The sequence below is a fragment of the Actinokineospora terrae genome, from assembly GCF_900111175.1.
Taxonomy (GTDB): Bacteria; Actinomycetota; Actinomycetes; order Mycobacteriales; family Pseudonocardiaceae; genus Actinokineospora; species Actinokineospora terrae.
In genome coordinates this window covers 464,580-482,522 of record NZ_FOGI01000004.1, presented here as the reverse complement: position 1 = coordinate 482,522, position 17,943 = coordinate 464,580, and the positions used below count along the sequence as shown (strand labels likewise).

At 71.7% G+C, this 17,943-nt stretch carries 21 protein-coding genes; 10 read left to right on the top strand and 11 right to left on the bottom strand.

Annotated features, from left to right (window positions below):
• Positions 1-72: 72 nt before the first annotated feature.
• From BMY07_RS10785 to BMY07_RS36155, 10 genes are all read right to left on the bottom strand, one after another.
• Positions 73-795: a sirohydrochlorin chelatase gene (locus BMY07_RS10785; protein WP_092777371.1), complete on the bottom strand. Its 723-nt coding sequence runs from the start codon at positions 793-795 to the stop codon at positions 73-75.
• A gap of 15 nt (positions 796-810) precedes the next feature.
• Positions 811-1,728: an ABC transporter permease gene (locus tag BMY07_RS10780; RefSeq protein ID WP_092777041.1), complete on the bottom strand. Its 918-nt coding sequence runs from the start codon at positions 1,726-1,728 to the stop codon at positions 811-813.
• A complete protein-coding gene (locus BMY07_RS10775) occupies positions 1,715-2,503 on the bottom strand; it encodes an ABC transporter ATP-binding protein (RefSeq protein WP_092777039.1) in 789 nt (262 codons plus the stop codon). The genes BMY07_RS10780 and BMY07_RS10775 overlap by 14 nt, the downstream gene beginning before the upstream one ends.
• Positions 2,504-2,533: 30 nt before the next feature.
• Positions 2,534-3,616 (bottom strand): ABC transporter substrate-binding protein, encoded by a 1,083-nt coding sequence (locus BMY07_RS10770; RefSeq protein WP_092777037.1) that lies wholly within the window; start codon positions 3,614-3,616, stop codon positions 2,534-2,536.
• Positions 3,617-3,646: 30 nt separating this feature from the next.
• Positions 3,647-4,987, bottom strand: coding sequence for a sulfate adenylyltransferase subunit 1 (locus tag BMY07_RS10765; protein ID WP_092777035.1), 1,341 nt, complete (start codon positions 4,985-4,987; stop codon positions 3,647-3,649).
• Positions 4,987-5,916, bottom strand: a complete 930-nt coding sequence (cysD, locus tag BMY07_RS10760; protein ID WP_092777369.1) for a sulfate adenylyltransferase subunit CysD — start codon at positions 5,914-5,916, stop codon at positions 4,987-4,989. The genes BMY07_RS10765 and cysD overlap by 1 nt, the downstream gene beginning before the upstream one ends.
• A 13-nt stretch (positions 5,917-5,929) precedes the next feature.
• The gene (locus BMY07_RS10755) at positions 5,930-6,616 is read right to left on the bottom strand and encodes a phosphoadenylyl-sulfate reductase (RefSeq protein ID WP_092777033.1); all 687 of its coding nucleotides are present in this window, start codon (positions 6,614-6,616) and stop codon (positions 5,930-5,932) included.
• Entirely contained in the window at positions 6,613-6,771 is a 159-nt protein-coding gene (locus BMY07_RS10750) for an Insertion element protein (RefSeq protein WP_092777031.1), read from the bottom strand. Before BMY07_RS10750 ends, BMY07_RS10755 begins: the two co-directional genes overlap by 4 nt.
• Positions 6,768-8,468, bottom strand: a complete 1,701-nt coding sequence (locus tag BMY07_RS10745; RefSeq protein ID WP_092777029.1) for a nitrite/sulfite reductase — start codon at positions 8,466-8,468, stop codon at positions 6,768-6,770. Before BMY07_RS10745 ends, BMY07_RS10750 begins: the two co-directional genes overlap by 4 nt.
• A 115-nt stretch (positions 8,469-8,583) precedes the next feature.
• A complete protein-coding gene (locus BMY07_RS36155; protein WP_425426265.1) occupies positions 8,584-8,670 on the bottom strand; it encodes a putative leader peptide in 87 nt (28 codons plus the stop codon).
• Positions 8,671-8,791: 121 nt separating this feature from the next.
• On the opposite strand from BMY07_RS36155, the gene hemW reads away from it, so the two are divergent.
• The 5 genes from hemW to BMY07_RS10720 all read left to right on the top strand — a co-directional run bounded on the left by hemW (position 8,792) and on the right by BMY07_RS10720 (position 13,451).
• Positions 8,792-10,006, top strand: coding sequence for a radical SAM family heme chaperone HemW (hemW, locus tag BMY07_RS10740; RefSeq protein WP_177215519.1), 1,215 nt, complete (start codon positions 8,792-8,794; stop codon positions 10,004-10,006).
• Positions 10,007-10,129: 123 nt separating this feature from the next.
• Positions 10,130-10,411 (top strand): hypothetical protein, encoded by a 282-nt coding sequence (locus tag BMY07_RS10735; protein WP_092777025.1) that lies wholly within the window; start codon positions 10,130-10,132, stop codon positions 10,409-10,411.
• Between the two features lie 71 nt (positions 10,412-10,482).
• On the top strand, positions 10,483-11,505 hold the full coding sequence (gene hrcA, locus BMY07_RS10730; protein ID WP_092777023.1) for a heat-inducible transcriptional repressor HrcA: 1,023 nt from the start codon (positions 10,483-10,485) through the stop codon (positions 11,503-11,505).
• Positions 11,506-11,565: 60 nt separating this feature from the next.
• On the top strand, positions 11,566-12,720 hold the full coding sequence (dnaJ, locus tag BMY07_RS10725) for a molecular chaperone DnaJ (protein ID WP_092777021.1): 1,155 nt from the start codon (positions 11,566-11,568) through the stop codon (positions 12,718-12,720).
• A complete protein-coding gene (locus BMY07_RS10720) occupies positions 12,717-13,451 on the top strand; it encodes a 16S rRNA (uracil(1498)-N(3))-methyltransferase (protein WP_092777019.1) in 735 nt (244 codons plus the stop codon). The genes dnaJ and BMY07_RS10720 overlap by 4 nt, the downstream gene beginning before the upstream one ends.
• A gap of 376 nt (positions 13,452-13,827) precedes the next feature.
• Here the strand turns inward: BMY07_RS10720 and BMY07_RS10715 are convergent, their stop codons facing one another.
• Positions 13,828-14,169 carry a histidine triad nucleotide-binding protein gene (locus BMY07_RS10715; protein ID WP_092777017.1) on the bottom strand — a complete coding sequence of 114 codons (342 nt, stop codon included), beginning with the start codon at positions 14,167-14,169 and terminating at the stop codon, positions 13,828-13,830.
• Between the two features lie 119 nt (positions 14,170-14,288).
• On the opposite strand from BMY07_RS10715, the gene BMY07_RS10710 reads away from it, so the two are divergent.
• From BMY07_RS10710 to BMY07_RS10690, 5 genes are read left to right on the top strand one after another with little or no spacing between them, the layout of a single operon-like run.
• Positions 14,289-15,365 (top strand): PhoH family protein, encoded by a 1,077-nt coding sequence (locus BMY07_RS10710; protein ID WP_177215518.1) that lies wholly within the window; start codon positions 14,289-14,291, stop codon positions 15,363-15,365.
• Positions 15,366-15,387: 22 nt separating this feature from the next.
• A complete protein-coding gene (ybeY, locus tag BMY07_RS10705; protein WP_092777365.1) occupies positions 15,388-15,927 on the top strand; it encodes an rRNA maturation RNase YbeY in 540 nt (179 codons plus the stop codon).
• 6 nt (positions 15,928-15,933) lie between these two features.
• A complete protein-coding gene (locus BMY07_RS10700) occupies positions 15,934-17,274 on the top strand; it encodes a hemolysin family protein (RefSeq protein WP_245782309.1) in 1,341 nt (446 codons plus the stop codon).
• A complete protein-coding gene (locus tag BMY07_RS10695; RefSeq protein ID WP_092777015.1) occupies positions 17,267-17,602 on the top strand; it encodes a cytidine deaminase in 336 nt (111 codons plus the stop codon). The genes BMY07_RS10700 and BMY07_RS10695 overlap by 8 nt, the downstream gene beginning before the upstream one ends.
• Positions 17,599-17,940, top strand: coding sequence for a hypothetical protein (locus BMY07_RS10690; protein WP_092777013.1), 342 nt, complete (start codon positions 17,599-17,601; stop codon positions 17,938-17,940). The genes BMY07_RS10695 and BMY07_RS10690 overlap by 4 nt, the downstream gene beginning before the upstream one ends.
• The last annotated feature ends 3 nt before the right edge of the window (positions 17,941-17,943 follow it).

Below are 17,943 nucleotides of genomic sequence, written 5' to 3'. Positions count from 1 at the left end.
AGCGCCCGCTGCCCGTCAGCGACCGAGGCGGCCACACGAGTGGAGTTCGCGTTTCGGTAAGGCAGCGGTGAGTCAGGCGGTGCGCGCGGCGGAGGTGGTGACCTCGTCGTACCGGTCCAGCACCACGTCGGCGACCGACGCGCCGAGGGGTTCGGCCACTAGAGCGTCCCCGGCCGACGAGCGCACCCGGTCCGGCAGCAGCCCGGGCGCGAGGAAGTACGACGCGACCGCGATCCGGCGGGCACCCCTGGCCCGCAGCGCGGCCACCGCGGCGGCGACGTCCGGCGTCGAGGTCGAGGCGAACGCCGCCCGCACCCCCGACCACCCCTGGGTGTGCGCCCACCGCTCCGCGATGTCGGTGACCCGCGCGTTCGCGGGCGCGTGCGACGACCCGGTGGCGGCGAGCACGACGCCGAGGTCCGGGTCGCCCGCCGTGGCGCCGACCTCGGCCAACCGGCCGAGCAGCGCCGACTCCAGCTTCGGGTCCGGACCCAGCACGTCGCCGACCGTCGTGGACAGCTGAGGCATCCGAGACCGGGCCTCTTCAAGCAGGCCCGGTAGGTCTACCCGGGCGTGATAGGCCCGCCCGAGTAGAAGTGGCACAACAACGACCTGCCGGTGCCCTTCGGCGTAGAGCCCGGTCAGCACCTCCAGCAGAGGTGGCGTTGACAGGTCGAGGAACGCCCCACGCACGTCCAACCCCGGGCGCAGTGCCCGGACGGCGTCGAGCAGATCACCCACGGCAGCCGCGGATCTGGGATCGCGGCTGCCGTGGGCGACACCGACTAGGGGGATCGAGTGCACGGGTACCTAGCTCTTCCGGAGCCCGCGGGCGTTGAGCGTGACCTTCTCGAGCGGGGCGAACACCAGCAGCTCGATGCCGACCCCGACCACCAGGATCAGCAGGATGCCGGTGATCACCATCGGCATGTCGAACAGCGACATCCCGTTGTGCAGGAACTGGCCGAGGCCGTCGCCGAGCTCCGGCGACGAGGCGATCAGCTCCGCGGCCATCAGCGACCGCCACGAGAACGCCCAGCCCTGCTTCATCCCGGCCAGGTAGCCGGGCAGCGCCGCGGGAAGCAGGATGTGCCGGGCGTTGGCCAGCGAGCCCGCGCCCATCACCTTGCCCACCCTGGGCAGGATCGGCGGGATCTGGTCGATGCCCGCCACCAGCCCGTTGGCGATCGAGGGCACCGCGCCCAGCAGCACGACCATGTAGATCGAGGCGTCGGTGAGGCCGAACCAGATCACCGCGGCGGGCACCCAGGCCACCGACGGCAGGCTCTGCAGGCCCGACACCAGCGGCCCGATCGCCGCGCGGACGATCCGGACCCTGGCCAGCAGCAGCCCCAGCGGGGTCGCGATGGCCAGCGCGATGATGAACCCGATCACCGCCCGGTGCACCGAGGTCCACAGCAGTTCCCACACCTGGCCGGTCTCGACCAGGCCCCAGAACACCTCGCCGATGGTCAGCGGCGAGGGCAGCCGGTGTTCGGGCACCCACGCGGCCGCCCACACCGCCTGCCAGATCGCGATGAACAGCACCGCCGCCCCGATCGGCGGCAGCACCGCGGCGGCGATCCGGCGCCCCCGCGAGCGCTGCGGGCCCGCGTCGGGCGCGTCCAGCGCGTCGAGGCCGCCGATCGCGCCGTCGACCTCCGCGCCGCTGGGCCCGTCGCCGTGCGCGGTCTTGTGCTCAGCGGTGTCCTGGTCAAGCTGCGGCATGGGTGCTGATCACCTCCCGCAACTTCGCGCCGATGGTGTCCACGGCCGCCGACTCGTCGGACCCGGTGAGCCCGTCGACGTCCCACTCGTCCACGACCCGGCCCGGCCGCGACGAGAGCAGCACGACCCGCTGGCCCAGCCGGACCGCCTCGCGCACGTCGTGGGTGACGAAGACGACCGCGGTCCCGGTCGCCCGCCACACCCGCAGCAGCTCCGCTTGCAGCAGGTCGCGGGTGATCGCGTCGAGCGCGGAGAACGGCTCGTCCATCAGCATCAGCGCGTGCTTGCCGTCGGCGGAGCCCTGGACCGCCGAGGCCAGCGAGCGGGCCAGCGCCACCCGCTGGCGCATGCCGCCGGAGAGCTCGTGCGGGCGCTTGCGGCCCGTGCCCTCCAGCCGCACCAGGCTCAGCAGCTCCTCGACCTTGGCGGCGCGCTCGGCGCGCCCCACCCCGGCCAGCCGCAGCGGCAGTTCGATGTTGCGGTGCACGGTGAGCCAGGGCATCAGCGCGTGCTCCTGGAACATCACCGCGGGGCGCGAGGTGGTGAGCGTGATCCGGCCGGACGAGGGCTGCTCCAGCCCCGCGATCAGGTTGAGCAGCGTGGTCTTGCCGCACCCGGAGGCGCCGACCAGACACACGAACTCCCCTGGTCGGACCGCCAGGTCGATGCCGTCCAGCGCGGTGACCGCCTGCCTGCCGGTGCCGAAGACCTTGTGCAGGTCCTCCAACCGGACGGCGACCTCGGTCTGCACCGCGTTCTCCAGTGCGATTGCCATCTCGCGCCCCTCTCTCCTACTGCCCGCGTCCTACTTCTTGTCCAGGCCCGCGGCGTCCACAGCGGACTGACCGGCCCCGGTGAGCACCTCGTTGAGCAGCCTCAGGTCGAGGAAGCCCTTCACGTCGGTCTCCTTCTGCGCGACCTTCGCGGTGACCGCGTCCTTGCTCAGCTGCGGCAGCAGCGCGGCGTACGGGTCGAGGGTGAAGCTGAGGTTGGTGAACGCGCGGTCGATGGTCGCGGCGTTGAGCTCCTTGCCGGTCAGCGCCTTGAGCTGGGCGTTGACCGCGGTCTTGGCGCCCGCGGTGTCCTTCTTGGTGTAGTCGACGCTGGCGACCAGGCCCTTGAGCAGGCCCTTGACCGTCTCCGGGTGGTCGTTGAGGAAGGTGGTGGACACGATCAGCACGGTGGTCGGGAACTCGCCGCCGGGCCACAGGTCCTTCTCGTCGAGCAGCACCTTGGCGCCCGCCTCCAGCACCAGCCGCGACGACCACGGCTCGGGCAGCCACGCCGCCTGCACGCTGCCCTTCTTGAACTCCTCCAGCGCCAGCGCGTTCTCGGTGTTCTGCACCTTCACCTTGTCGGTGAGCTGCTTGTCGGCCAGCCACTTCTTCAGCGCGATGTCCTGGGTGTTGCCCAGCTGCGGGGTCACCACCGTCTTGCCGACCAGGTCCTGCTCGGAGTTGATCTCCGGCTTGACCACCAGCTGCGCGCCGCGCGAGGCGGTGCCCGCCACCAGCCGCACCGCCTTGCCGTCGGACTTGCCGTAGGCGTTGAGCGAGGGGCCCGAGCCGATGAAGGTCGCGTCCAGCGAGCCGCCGTAGAGCGCGTTGACCGCCTCGCCACCGGCGTTGAACTTGGTCGGCACCAGCTTGGTGCTGCCCAGCTCCTTGGTGAACAGGCCCTTCTCCAAGCCGACCAGCGCCGGGGTGTGCGTCACGTTGGGGAAGTACCCCAGCCGCAGCTCGGCGGCGGGACCCTTGCCCGCGCTCGGGGCGCCGCTGCTCGCGGGGGCGGAGCCGGAGTCGCCCGAGTCCGCGCGGGAGCAGCCCGCCAGGGCACTGGCGAGGGACAGGGCAACAGCGGCTGCGGCTAAGACGCGGGATCGCTTCACTTCGGTGGGGCCTTTCCGGGGTGGGTTGTACTACGGACCGGGGGAGACGAGGTCTCCCGCCGTGCTCGCACCGGACGCGGATCCGGTGGTGGACAGGGCTTGCAGACCGGCGCCGACCAGACCGGCCGCCAACGTCGAGCCGTCGGCGGCGTCGATCACCAGGAACGCGCCGGTGCGCCGGTTGACCGCGTAGTCGTCGACCGGCAGCGGTTCGGCCGTGCGCACCAGCACCCGGCCGATCTCGTTGAGCTCGAGGGATGTCGGGTCGGGCACGGAGGTGAGCTTCTGCTCGTCGAACCGGGCGTTGAGCTCGCCGACGACGGCCCGCACCGTGCGCGCGCCGTGCTTGACCAGCACCCTGGCCCCCGCCCGCAGCGGCTTGTCCGACAGCCACGCCAGCGTCGCCTCGAACTCGTCCACCGCGAGCGGCGGCTCGACGGCCGCGGCGATCAGGTCGCCGCGGGAGATGTCGATGTCGTCGGCCAGCACCAGCGTCACCGACTGGCCCGCCTCGGCCTCGGCCAGCTCGCCGTCCGGGGTGTCGACCCTGGCGACGGTGGTGCGCAGCCCCGAGGGCAGCACGACCACCTCGTCACCCGGGCGGACCGTGCCCGCCGCGACCTGCCCCGCGTAGCCGCGGTAGTCGGTGTGCTCCGCGGTGTTGGTGCGGATCACGTACTGCACCGGGAAGCGCAGCGGCGCGTCGTGCGGGTCCGGCTCGACCGGGACGGTCTCCAGGTGCTCGAGCAGCGTCGGGCCGACGTACCAGGGCGTGTGCCCGGAGCGCTCCACCACGTTGTCGCCGACCAGCGCCGACACCGGGATGGACAGCACCGAGCCGATCGGGTAGCCCAGCGCGGTGGCGTGGTCGGTGAACTCCTTGGCGATCACCTCGAAGGTCGCCTCGTCGTAGGACACGAGGTCGATCTTGTTGACCGCCAGCACCAGCCGGGGCACGCCGAGCAGCGCCAGCACCGCGGCGTGGCGGCGGGTCTGCTCCAGCACCCCCTTGCGCGCGTCGACCAGCAGCACGGCCAGCTGCGCGGTGGACGCGCCGGTGACGGTGTTGCGGGTGTACTGCACGTGGCCGGGGGTGTCGGCGAGCACGAACGAGCGCCTGGGCGTGGCGAAGTAGCGGTAGGCCACGTCGATGGTGATGCCCTGCTCGCGCTCGGAGCGCAGCCCGTCGACCAGCAGCGACAGGTCCGGAGTGGACAGTCCCTTGTCCACGCTGGCGCGGTGCACCGCGTCGAGGGTGTCGGCCAGCACGGACTTGGTGTCGTAGAGCAGCCGCCCGACCAGGGTGGACTTCCCGTCGTCGACACTGCCCGCCGTGGCCAGCCGCAGCAGGTCCTGGGTGGTGGTAGCCATTAGAAGTAGCCCTCCCGCTTGCGGTCCTCCATGGCGGCCTCGGACAGTCGGTCATCGGCGCGGGTCGCCCCGCGCTCGGTCAACCGGCTCGCCGAGACCTCGGCGATCACCTCGTCGAGGTCGGCCGCCTCGGACAGCACGGCACCGGTGCACGACCCGTCGCCGACCGTCCGGTACCGCACGGTCAACTCCTCGACGGGCTCGTCGGCGCGCGGGCCGAACCACGGACCGGCCGTCAGCCACATCCCGTCGCGCTGGAACACCTCTCGGGTGTGCGCGAAGTAGATGGACGGCAGCACGATCGCCTCGCGCTTGATGTAGCGCCAGACGTCGAGTTCGGTCCAGTTGGAGAGCGGGAACACACGAACGTGTTCGCCCGCGCGGTGCCTGCCGTTATAGAGGTTCCACAGTTCGGGACGCTGGCGCCGCGGCTCCCACTGGCCAAAGGAATTCCGTAGGCTGAAGATTCTTTCTTTCGCGCGGGCGCGTTCCTCGTCGCGGCGGCCACCGCCGAACACGGCGTCGAACTTGCCGGTGGTGATGGCGTCGAGCAGCGGCACCGTCTGCAAAGGATTTCGCGTTCCGTCCGGCCGCTCCTCGAGCCGACCGTCGTCGATGTAGTCCTGCACGTTGGCCACCACGAGCCGTAAGCCGTAGCGCTCGACGGTCCGGTCGCGGAACTCGATGACCTCGTCCAGATTGTGCCCGGTGTCCACGTGCAGTAGCGGGAATGGGACGGGTGCGGGCCAGAACGCCTTGACCGCCAAGTGAAGCAGTACGGTGGAGTCCTTCCCGCCGGAGAACAGGATCACCGGTCGGTCGAACTCGCCCGCCACCTCCCGAAAGATGTGGATGGCCTCGGACTCCAGCCGGGCAAGGGCGTCCAGCGGCGCGCGGGTCGGCCCCGGCTGTGTCTGTTGTGTACTCATGTCCCCGTCGTCCTCAGCCATGCAGTCCGCACTCGGTCTTGCCCGTGCCCGCCCAGCGGCCGCTGCGGGCGTCCTGCCCCGGCAGCGGCTTGGCCGTGCACGGCTTGCAGCCGATCGACGGGTAGCCCTCCTGCACCAACGGGTTCTCCAGGATCCCGTGGTCGGCGATGTAGCGGGTGAACTCGTCGTCGCTCCACGGCGCGATCGGGTTCACCTTCACCAGGCCGTTGCGCTCGTCCCACTGCACGATCGGCGTGTTCGCCCGCGTCGGCGCGTCCACCCGGCGCACCCCGGTGACCCACGCGCGGTACCCGGACAGGGTCTCGCGCAGCGGCACCACCTTGCGCAGGAAGCAGCACTGCGTCGGGTTCGTCTGGTTCAGCAGCCCGAACTCGGCCTCCTGGTCGGCCACCGACTGCGTGGCCTCGGCGTTGACGATCCGCACCTCGGGGTAGACCACGGCCACCGCGTCGCGGGTGCCGATGGTCTCCGCGAAGTGGTAGCCGGTCTCCAGGAACAGCACGTCGATATCGCGCTTGGCCCGGTAGGCCAGGTCGATCAGCACCGCGTCCTGCATGTTGGAGGCGACGATGAACTCGTCGCCGAAGGTCTCGGCCGTCCAGGCCAGCGCCTGCGCCGCGCTCGCCCCCGCCAGCTCGCGTTCCGCCCGAGCTGCCAGGTCCTGGTGGGTGGTGGTCACTTCGCTGCCTCCCCCGACAGATTCAGTCCGACGAACTTGACCGTGAAGACCCGCCTGCACCCGGTGCACAGCCAGGCCGTGTGCGGCTCCTCCTGCGGCCGCAGGTCCTCGTCACCGCAGTACGGGCAGTAGAAGGGCGTCGCCCGCTCGCTCATCGCAGGTCGCCCTCGTCGGCGCGCACGACCCACTGCGCGAACCGCTCGTCGCCCTCGCGCTTGGCGACGAAGTTGCGCACCACGCGCTCGACGTAGTCCGGCAGCTCAGCGCCGGTCACCTTGTGCCCGCGCAGCTTGCGGCCGAACCCGGCGTCCAAGCCGAGCCCGCCGCCGAGGTGCACCTGGAAGCCCTCGACCTGGTTGCCGTCGTCGTCGGTGACGATCTGGCCCTTGAGGCCGATGTCGGCGGTCTGGATCCGGGCGCACGAGTTCGGGCAACCGTTGATGTGCACCGAGATCGGCGCGGTGATCCCGTCGGTGACGTCGGTGAGCCTGGCCTCCAGCGCCGACACCAGGTCGTGCGCGCGAGCCTTGGTCTCGACGATGGCCAGCTTGCAGAACTCGATGCCGGTGCAGGCCATCACGCCCCGCCGCCACGGCGACGGCGTGGTCTGCAGGCCCAGCTTCGCCAGGTCCGCCTGCAACCCGGCCACCTCGGCCTCGGGCACGTCGAGCACGACCAGCTTCTGCTGCGGGGTGAACCGCACCCGGTTCGACCCGGCCCGCTCGGCGGCCTTGGCGATCTCCACCAGCGCCGACCCGGACACCCGGCCCGCGATCGGGGCCGCGCCGACGTAGTAGAGGCCGTCCTTCTGCTTGTGCACGCCGATGTGGTCGATCGGCACCGCGGGCACCTCGGGCGCCGGGCCGTCGATCAGCTTGCGGTGCAGGTACTCGTCCTCGACCACCTGGCGGAACTTGGCCGCGCCCCAGTCCTTGACCAGGAACTTGATCCTGGCCCGGTGCCGCAGGCGGCGGTAGCCGTAGTCGCGGAACACGCTGATCACCGCGCCGTAGACGTCGGCGACCTCGTCGAGCGGCACCCACGCGCCCAGCCGCTGACCGATCATCGGGTTGGTGGACAGGCCGCCGCCGACCCACACGTCGAACCCGGGGCCGTGCTCGGGGTGCACCACGCCGACGAAGGCGATGTCGTGGATCTCGTGGGCGATGTCGGGCAGACCGGACACCGCGGACTTGAACTTGCGCGGCAGGTTCGAGTACGCCGGGTCGCCGATGAACCGGCGCTTGATGTCCTCGATCGCCTGGGTGCCGTCGATGACCTCGTCCTGGGCGATGCCCGCCACCGGCGAACCGAGGATGACCCGGGGGCTGTCGCCGCAGGCCTCCATCGTGGTCATGCCCGCGCCCTCGAGCTTCTGCCAGATCGTGGGCATGTCCTCGACCCGGATCCAGTGGTACTGGATGTTCTGCCGGTCGGTGATGTCGGCGGTGTCGCGCGCGTAGGTCTGCGACACCTCGCCGAGCACGGTGAGCTGCTCGGTGGTCACCGCGCCGCCGTCGGTGCGCACCCGCAGCATGAAGTAGGAGTCGTCGAGCTCCTCGGGCTCCAGCGTCGCGGTGCGGCCGCCGTCGATCCCCGGCTTGCGCTGGGTGTAGAGGCCGTACCAGCGGAAACGCCCGCGCAGGTCACCGGGGTCGATGCTGTCGAACCCGCCCTTGGCGTAGATGTTCTCGATCCTGGCCCGCACGTTGAGCGGGTTGTCGTCCTTCTTGGACCGTTCGTTGGGATTCAGCGGCTCGCGGTAGCCGAGCGCCCACTGACCCTCGCCCCGCGGCGTGCGGGCCGGGGGCTTGGTGGGGGAAACCGGGGTGGGGGGTGTGGTGGGGGACACCGGTGGTTCCTCCGGGATCGGGGCGCTCGTGCGCGCCACGACGACCCCAGGCGGCGGTGCGGGGGATCACTCAGCGGCGCACCCGACGCCTGCTGAATGCGAATAGGCGTGGACGTCAGCGGTGCTGACGGCACATCGCGCTGGACACGCGCTGGAAGTCGACGTGGCGGCGGGCCACCAGGAAGACCTCAGTCGCGGACATGGGAGTCAGCGTGCCACGCGTCCACGGTGTGGTCTACCACCATCCGAATGCTGGGACGCAGGTCACGGGTCTTGCGCCGCCGACGCCAGGGCGGGTGGTCGGACCTGGGAGGATGTCCGACATGGCCGCAGCTCCCGCGCAGGGTGACCCCGCGCCCGTCGACGGTTCCCTGCCGGAGTCCGCCCTCGCGGGCCTCGGGGACCGGCCGTTCGGCGTGTACGTGCACGTCCCGTTCTGCGCCACCCGGTGCGGCTACTGCGATTTCAACACCTACACCGCCGGTGAGCTGGGCAGCTCCGCGTCACCGGAGTCGTGGCTGGCGGGTCTGCGACAGGAACTCGACCTCGCCGCCCACGTCCTGGGAGCACCGCCGCCCGCTGACACCGTGTTCGTCGGCGGTGGCACTCCGTCACTGCTCGGAGCGGCGGGGCTGACCCAGGTGCTGGACGCGGTGCGGTCGGTGTTCGGCCTCGCGCCCGGGGCCGAGGTCACCACGGAGTCCAACCCCGAGTCGACCTCGCCGGAGTTCTTCGCCGGGATCGCCGACGCCGGCTACACCCGGGTGTCGCTCGGCATGCAGTCCGCGGCCCGGCACGTACTCGCGATCCTGGACCGGACCCACACCCCGGGCCGGGCCGTCGCCGCCGCGCGCGAGGCCACCGCGGCGGGCATCGAGCACGTCAACCTGGACCTGATCTACGGGACACCGGGGGAGCGGCCGGACGACCTGGCCGCCTCGCTGGACGCGGTGCTGGCGGCGGGCGTCGACCACGTGTCGGCGTACTCGCTGATCGTCGAGGACGGGACCGCGCTGGCCAGGCGCGTGCGCCGGGGCGAGCTGCCGATGCCGGACGACGACGTGCTCGCCGACCGCTACGAGCAGGTGGACGCGGCCATGGCGGCGGCCGGTCTGCACTGGTACGAGGTGTCCAACTGGGCCGCGACCGACGCCGCCCGGTGCAGGCACAACCTCGGCTACTGGCTCGGCGGCGACTGGTGGGGCGCGGGCCCCGGCGCCCACAGCCACGTCGGCGGCATCCGCTGGTGGAACGTCAAGCACCCGGCCCGCTACACCGCCCTGCTCGCCGAGGGCTCCTCCCCGGCCGCCGCCCGCGAACACCTCACCCAGGCCGACCAGCGCCTCGAACGCGTCCTCCTGGAACTCCGCCTCGCCGAAGGCCTCCCCACCGACGCCCTCACCCCCGCCGCCCTGACCGAGGCTGAGTCCGCCGCGCACGACGGCCTACTCGACCCCACCGCCCTCACCTCCGGCCGCTGCGTCCTCACCTCCCGCGGCCGCCTCCTGGCCGACGCCGTCGTTCGGCGGCTGACCTGAGCCGCTGCCCGAGCGTTCCGGGTCTGGTTCGGGACTTTCGGCCCGACTTGGGGTCGGGGCGTATCTGGTACGAGGTCGCGGCCTCTTGTCGGCAGCGCAACGCCACAAGTGAGGGGTCATGCGATGGCGGTCACGATGCAGCACGTCCGGCAGCAGTTATCCGTCCAAGAGGTGGACTACTCCACCGCGGCCGAGTTGGGTGATGACGCCTTGCCGCACCTGGAGGAGCTCGCCGCGCGGGAGGACACGGTGCTCGCCTGCAAGGCGCTCTACCTGGCCAGTCTCATCGGGGGGCCGCGGTCGACGGAGATCATCGCCGGTGCCGCCGACCACGCGGATCCGATCATCCGGATCGCGGCGTCGGCCGCCCTGCGCAACCTGCGGCAGGCGGACCGGACCCGTTAGGCGCCACCCGCCGCCCCGCTCTCCGTAAACTTGCGTCGAGACCCCGCGCACACGGATGAGGGAGGTGGCCCGTGGTCAGTTCCGACGAGCGCCGGTTCGAGGTGCTGCGGGCGATCGTCGCCGACTACGTGCGCGACCACGAGCCCGTCGCGTCCAAGGCGATCGTGGACCGGCACAACCTCGGCGTGTCCAGCGCGACCGTCCGCAACGACATGGCGTCGCTGGAGGAGGACGGGTACATCACCCAGCCGCACACCAGCGCGGGCCGCATCCCCACCGACAAGGGCTACCGGCTCTTCGTCGACCGGCTCAGCGACGTGAAACCGCTGTCCACCGCCGAGCGCAAGGCCATCCAGAGCTTCCTGGAGGGCGCCATCGACCTCGACGACGTCATGCGCCGCAGCGTCCGGCTGCTCGCCCAGCTGACCCGCCAGGTCGCGGTGATCCAGTACCCGACGCTGACCACCTCCACGGTGCGCCACGTCGAGCTGGTCAGCATCACCCCGGCCAGGTTGATGCTGGTGCTGATCACCGACACCGGCCGGGTCGACCAGCGGGTGGTCGACCTCGGCGACGTGGTCACCGACGAGACCGTGGCCAGGCTGCGCTCCATGGTCAACACCACCCTGGCAGGCAAGCGCCTCGCCGACGCCGCGGCCAGCGTCGCCGAACTGCCGGACACCGCGCCCGGCGAGCTGCGCGAGGTCGTCACCAGGCTGGCCACGGTGCTGGTCGAGTCGCTCGTTGAGCACCCCGAGGAGCGGCTGGTGCTCGGCGGCACCGCCAACCTCACCCGCAACGTCGCCGACTTCCCCCACTCGCTGCGCCAGGTGCTCGAGGCGCTGGAGGAGCAGGTCGTCGTGCTCAAGCTGCTGGCCGCGACCGCCGACCCCGGCACCATCACGGTGCGCATCGGCGAGGAGAACGAGGCCGAGGAGATGCGTTCCACCTCGGTGGTGTCCATCGGCTACGGCACCCGTGCCACCCTGTTGGGCGGCATGGGCGTGGTCGGTCCGACGCGGATGGACTACCCCACCAACATCGCCGCGGTACGGGCGGTGGCGAACTACGTCGGGAAGATCCTCGGTCGGTAGAGGGTCGGTCGAACAGGTATCGAAGCGCCCCGGCACGCCCGGGGCAGGAGGACTGGACAGGTGGCGAGGGACTACTACGGCACTCTCGGGGTGCGTCAGGACGCGACCTCCGAGGAGATCAAGCGGGCCTACCGCAAGCTGGCGCGCGAGCTGCACCCCGACGTCAACCCGGACGAGGCGGCGCAGACCCGCTTCCGCGAGGTCACCGCGGCCTACGAGGTCCTCTCCGACCCGCAGAAGCGCAAGATCGTCGACATGGGCGGCGACCCGCTCGGCAACGGGGGCGGCGGCGGGGGCGGTGGCCGCGACCCGTTCGGCGGGTTCGGGCTCGGCGACATCATGGACGCCTTCTTCGGCGCGGCGGGTGGCGGCGGCGGAGGTCGCGGCCCGCGCAGCCGGGTGCAGCCGGGCTCGGACGCGCTGCTGCGCATCCAGATGACGCTGGAGGAGTGCGCGACCGGGATCAGCCGCGAGATCGCGGTGGAGACCGCGATCCTGTGCGACCTGTGCCGCGGCTCGGGGTGCACCGACGGCAGCAGCCCGATCGCCTGCGACACCTGCGGCGGACGGGGTGAGGTGCAGTCGGTGCAGAGGTCGTTCCTCGGCCAGGTAGTCACCGCGCGCGCTTGCCCTACCTGCCGCGGTCTTGGCGAGGTCATCCCCGACCCGTGCCGCCAGTGCGCGGGCGAGGGCCGGGTCCGGGCGCGGCGCAACATCACCGCCAAGATCCCGCCCGGTGTGGCTGACGGCATGCGCGTCCGGTTGTCCGGCCAGGGCGAGGTCGGCCCCGGCGGCGGCCCCGCGGGCGACCTCTACATCGAGGTCGAGGAGCTGCCGCACGCCACCTTCGAGCGCGAGGGCGCCGACCTGCACTGCACGTTGCGGGTCCCGATGACGACCGCGGTGCTCGGCGCGGTGCTGCCGCTGGAGGCCATCGACGGTCGCATCGAGCTCGACCTGGAACCGGGCACCCAGCCCGGCGCCGAGCTGGTCATGCCGGGCCGCGGCCTGCCGAGGCTGCGCTCCACCGGCCGCGTCGACGGCCGCGGCGACCTGCACGTGCACATCGAGGTGGAGATCCCCACCCGCCTCGACGCCAGGCAGAACGAACTGCTGCGCGAGCTGGCCACCCTGCGCGGCGAGGAGGAGCACACGCTGGCCTCGGCCAACAGCCGCACCGGTGGCCTGTTCTCCCGCCTGCGCTCCCGCCGATGACCCTGGCGCAGTTCCTGGTCGACGCGCTGCCCGCCGCCGGGTCGTTCACCCTGGACGGCCCGGAGGGCAGGCACGCGGCGGCCGTGCGCCGGTTGCGCGCGGGCGAGCGGCTGCTCGTCGGCGACGGCGCGGGCTCGGTCGCCGAGTGCGTGGTCACGGCCGCGGCGAAGGACAGCCTCGACGTGGCCGTCGAACGCCGGTGGACCGAGCCGCGACCGGACCTGCGCGTCGTGCTGGTGCAGGCGTTGGTCAAGGGCGACCGGGGCGAACTGGCGGTCGAACTGGCCACGGAGGCGGGCGTCGACGCGATCGTGCCGTGGCGCGCGAGCCGCTGCGTCGCGAAGTGGGAGGACGGCCCCCGCGGCGAGAAAGCCCTGGCCCGCTGGCGATCCACCGCCCGCGAAGCCGCCAAACAGGCCAGGCGGTCCTGGATCCCGGAAGTCCGCGACCCCGTCAACCAGACCGGACTGTTCGACCTGGTCCGGGCGAGCGCGGGGGCACTCGTCCTCGAAGCCCACCTCGCCACCCGGTTGGTCGAAGTCCGGCTACCCGAATCGGGTGATCTTGTCCTGGTCGTCGGCCCCGAAGGCGGCATCACGCCCGAGGAACAGACCACCCTTGAACAGGCCGGGGCCACCGCCGTCCGACTCGGACCCGCAGTGCTGCGGACTTCCACCGCCGCCGCCGTCGCCCTCGGCGCACTCGGCGCCCTTACCGCCCGCTGGCGTTAGGTCACCCCAAGGTTTACCCTTTATCCGCAAAGCGTTTCAGATATTCCGAAGCGCGTTCACCCGACTACCGCCGGACACCTCCCCCCTCGGTCCGGCGGCGCCGCGCGGGCCCGGTGGGGCGACCCCCAGGCCTCACCGCCCGCGCGGCTTCCTCCACCATGTTCGAAGCCCTTTGGGCTTCTTCCCCCTTGCGCCGCCGATGTCTTCCGGGGGCCCGAGCCCCCGGAGCCCCCACGGTGCGGTGGTGGCGGGGCGGGTGTGCGTAGTGCGAGGACGAGCGCGAGGTGTGCGTGGTGCGAGGGACGAGCGCGTGGCGGGGCGGAATCGGCGTAGAAGCCTTTGGTGCGAGACTTTTCCGATTTTCTCTTGTTCTTGGTTAGCGGCCGAAGGTGGAGAGTTGTTCGCCGCCTAGGACGTGGAGGTGGGCGTGGAAGACGGTTCGGCAGGCGTCGTCGCCGGTGTTGAAGACGAAGCGGTAGCCGGAGTCGTGGATTCCTTCGACCTTGGCCACTTCAACGCCCGCTGCGAGCACCGCCGCCAGTAGTCCGGGGTCGGCCGTCAGTTCTTCGGCGTCCTCGTGGTGGGCACGGGGGACCACCAGCACGTGCACCCGCGACTGGGGGCTGATGTCGCGGAAGGCGTAGACGTGCGGGTCCTCGTACACCTTCGTGGACGGGATCTCGCCGGCGATGATCTTGCAGAAGAGGCAGCCGCTCATGGGGCGAACCCTAGCCAGGCCGTGATGGTTTCTTCGGTGCGGTGGGGGTGGGGGGAGGGCTAGCATCGGGGAGGTCGGATGGTGAGGCGCGCGAGCGCAGAAGGTGGGCCAGAGAGCACGTGACGGGTACCGCACCTGGGGGAGACCCCCGTCCTTCTTCTGCTGAGCCGATCCGCGACGCGCAGTCGAGGTTCGCGATCCCGGAGGGCGCCGTGCTGGCCCTGCTGGGCTCCCGCGACGAGAACCTGCGCCTCGCCGAGGAACTGCTCGACGCCGACGTCCACGTGCGCGGCAACGAGGTGACCCTGTCCGGCGACCCCGCCGACGTCGCCTTCGCCGAGCGCGTGTTCACCGAGCTCACCACCCTGGCCGCCCGCGGCCAGCAGGTCGGCCCGGACACCGTCCGCCGCACCGTGGCGATGCTCTCGGCCAACTCCGCCGAATCGCCCGCCGAGGTGCTCAGCCTCGACATCCTCTCCAGGCGCGGCCGCACGATCCGGCCCAAGACGCTCAACCAGAAGCACTACGTCGACGCCATCGACGCCAACACCATCGTCTTCGGCATCGGCCCCGCCGGTACCGGCAAGACGTACCTGGCGATGGCCAAGGCCGTCCAGTCGCTGCAGGCCAAGCACGTCAGCCGCATCATCCTGACCCGGCCCGCGGTCGAGGCGGGCGAGCGGCTCGGCTTCCTGCCGGGCACCCTGTTCGACAAGATCGACCCGTACCTGCGCCCGCTCTACGACGCGCTGCACGACATGATCGACCCCGAGTCGATCCCGCGGCTGATGCAGGCGGGCACCATCGAGGTCGCCCCGCTGGCCTACATGCGCGGCCGCACCCTCAACGACGCGTTCATCATCCTCGACGAGGCGCAGAACACCACGCCGGAGCAGATGAAGATGTTCCTCACCCGGCTCGGTTTCGGCTCCAAGATCGTGGTCACCGGCGACACCACCCAGATCGACCTGCCCGGCGGGCAGCGCTCCGGGCTCAAGGTGGTCCGGGAGATCCTCGACGGCGTCGACGACGTGCACTTCGCGCAGCTCAGCAGCGCCGACGTGGTCCGCCACCGGCTCGTCGGCGACATCGTCGACGCCTACGAGCGCTGGCAGGTCGTGCAGGACGCGGCCGAGAACGACGTCGCCACCCAGCGCGGCCCGGTCCGTGCCGGGGGCAGGCGCGGCGGCCGCTGAGGCCTGCGGGGACAATGGCGCGGTGAGTATCGAGATCGCCAACGAGTCCGGGGTGGCGGTCGACGAGGCGTCCATCGTCTCCGCGGCCCGCTTCGCGCTTGACCGGATGAACGTCAGCAAGCTCGCCGAGCTGTCCGTCCTGCTCGTCGAGCTCGACGTCATGGCCGACCTGCACGAGCGCTGGATGGACCTGCCCGGCCCCACCGACGTGATGGCCTTCCCGATGGACGAGCTGGACTCGGCGCGTCGCCCCGACGCCTCCGAGTCCGGCCCCGCGCTGCTCGGCGACATCGTGCTGTGCCCGGCCTTCGCCAAGGACCAGGCGCGCACCGCGGGCCACAGCCTCATCGACGAGCTGCACCTGCTGACCGTGCACGGCGTGCTGCACCTGCTCGGCTACGACCACGCCGAGCCCGCCGAGGAACGCGAGATGTTCACCCTGCAGAAGCGCATCCTGGCCGACTTCCGCACCGCCGCCGCCGACGCCAAGCGGCGCGCCGCCCAACGCGTCGAGGACGACAAGCTGCTCGGCGCGGTCGGCCTCACCGAACCGGAGGACTGACCCGAGGTGTCCGCCGATTCGGCCGGTCTGCTGGTCATCGCCGTCCTGCTCATCCTCGCCGCGGGGTGCTTCGCCGCCGCCGACGCCTCCCTGTCGGCGGTGTCCAAGGCCAGGGTCGAGGGCCTGCTGCGCTCCGGGCGCGCGGGCGCCAAGCAGCTGCTCGCCGTGGTCGCCGAGCGGCCCAGGCACATCAACCTGCTGCTCCTGCTGCGGCTGGGCTGCGAGCTCGCCGCCACGGTGCTGGTCACCTTCGTCTGCGCCCGCTCGATCAGCCCCGCCTGGGTGTCCGGCCTGGTCGCCGCGCTCGGCATGATCGTCGTGTCGTACGTGCTCGTCGGGGTCGGGCCGCGCACCATCGGCCGCCAGCACCCCTACGGCGTCGGTCTCCTCGCCGCCGCGCCCGTGCGGGTCCTAGGCTCGATCCTGGGCCCTCTCTCTCGTTTCCTGATCCTCGTCGGTAACGCCATCACCCCCGGTAAGGGCTTCCGGGAAGGGCCGTTCTCGTCCGAGGTGGAGCTGCGCGAGCTGGTCGACATGGCCGAGGAGCGCGGCGTCGTCGACGCCGACGAGCGCGAGATGATCCACTCGGTGTTCGAGCTGCGCGGCACGATCGCCCGCGAGGTGATGGTCCCGCGCACCGAGATGGTGTGGATCGAGCAGGCCAAGTCCGGCCGCCAGGCCCTCGCGCTGTCGCTGCGCACCGGCTACACCCGCATCCCGGTGATCGGCGAGAGCGTCGACGACGTGGTCGGCGTGGTCAACCTCAAGGACCTGGTGCGCGCCGGGCTCGAGGCGGGCGACCGGCCGGTCCCGCTGGTCGAGGTGATGGGCGCGGCGGTGTTCGTGCCCGACACCAAGCGGCTCGACGACCTGCTGCGCGAGATGCAGGTGTCCAAGAACCACATCGCCATCGCCGTCGACGAGTACGGCGGCACCGCGGGCCTGCTGACCATCGAGGACATCCTGGAGGAGATCGTCGGCGAGATCACCGACGAGTCCGACACCGACGACCGGCCGCCGGTCGAGCACCTCGACGACGGCGCGGTCCGGGTCAGCTCCCGGCTGCCGGTGGAGGACCTCGGCGCGCTGTTCGGGCTGCGGCTGGAGGGCCAGGACGTGGAGACCGTCGGCGGCCTGCTCGCCCAGCGGCTGGGACGTGTGCCACTTCCCGGCGCCGAGGCGGAGATCACCGGGCTACGGTTCCGAGCCGAGGGCGGCAAGGACAACCGGGGCCGGGTGCGGATCACCTCCGTGGTGGTGCGCCCGATCGAACGGCCGGAGCCCGCGGACGTCGACACCACCCCGGTCGACGAACAGGAGTGGGAGAGGAGCGGTGAGCGTGGCTGAGCTCGACCAGGAGGACGCCAAGATCGTCACCCTCGCGCGGTCCAGCCGGGCGCGCACCGGTGCCGCCGAGGGCGCCGCGGTCCGCGACACCGACGGCCGCACCTACGCCGCGGCCACCGTCGCCCTGCCCTCGCTGCGGCTCACCGCGCTGCAGGCCGCCGTGGCCGCCGCCGTCTCCAGCGGCGCCGAGGGCCTGGAGGCCGCCGCCGTGGTCACCGACTCCGGCGAGGTCGACGCCGACTCGCTCGCCGCCGCCCGCGACCTCACCGCGGGCGTGCCGGTGCTGCGCGCCGACGCCTCGGGCACCGTCGTCGACGTGCTGCGGTGAGCGTCCTCGTCACCGTCTGCCGGGACTGCTGCTGCGGGACGGTCAAGAAGCACCCCACCGTCAACCACGGCGCCCAGGTCAGCCGCCTGCGCGCCATCGCGGCCAGGCACGGCGGCAAGGTCCGCGTCTCCGAGTGCCTGGACACCTGCGAGACCTCCAACGTGGTCGTCGTGCAGGCCAAGGGCGGCAAACCGGTCTGGCTCGGGTTCGTCCTCGACGACGGCGTCCTCGACGACATCGAGGCCTGGCTGGACGCCGGCGGACCCGGTGTCGCCGACCTGCCTGCCGCCCTGGAGCTGAACCGCGTCAGCCCGCCGGGGAGCGCAAGGGCACAATGACTT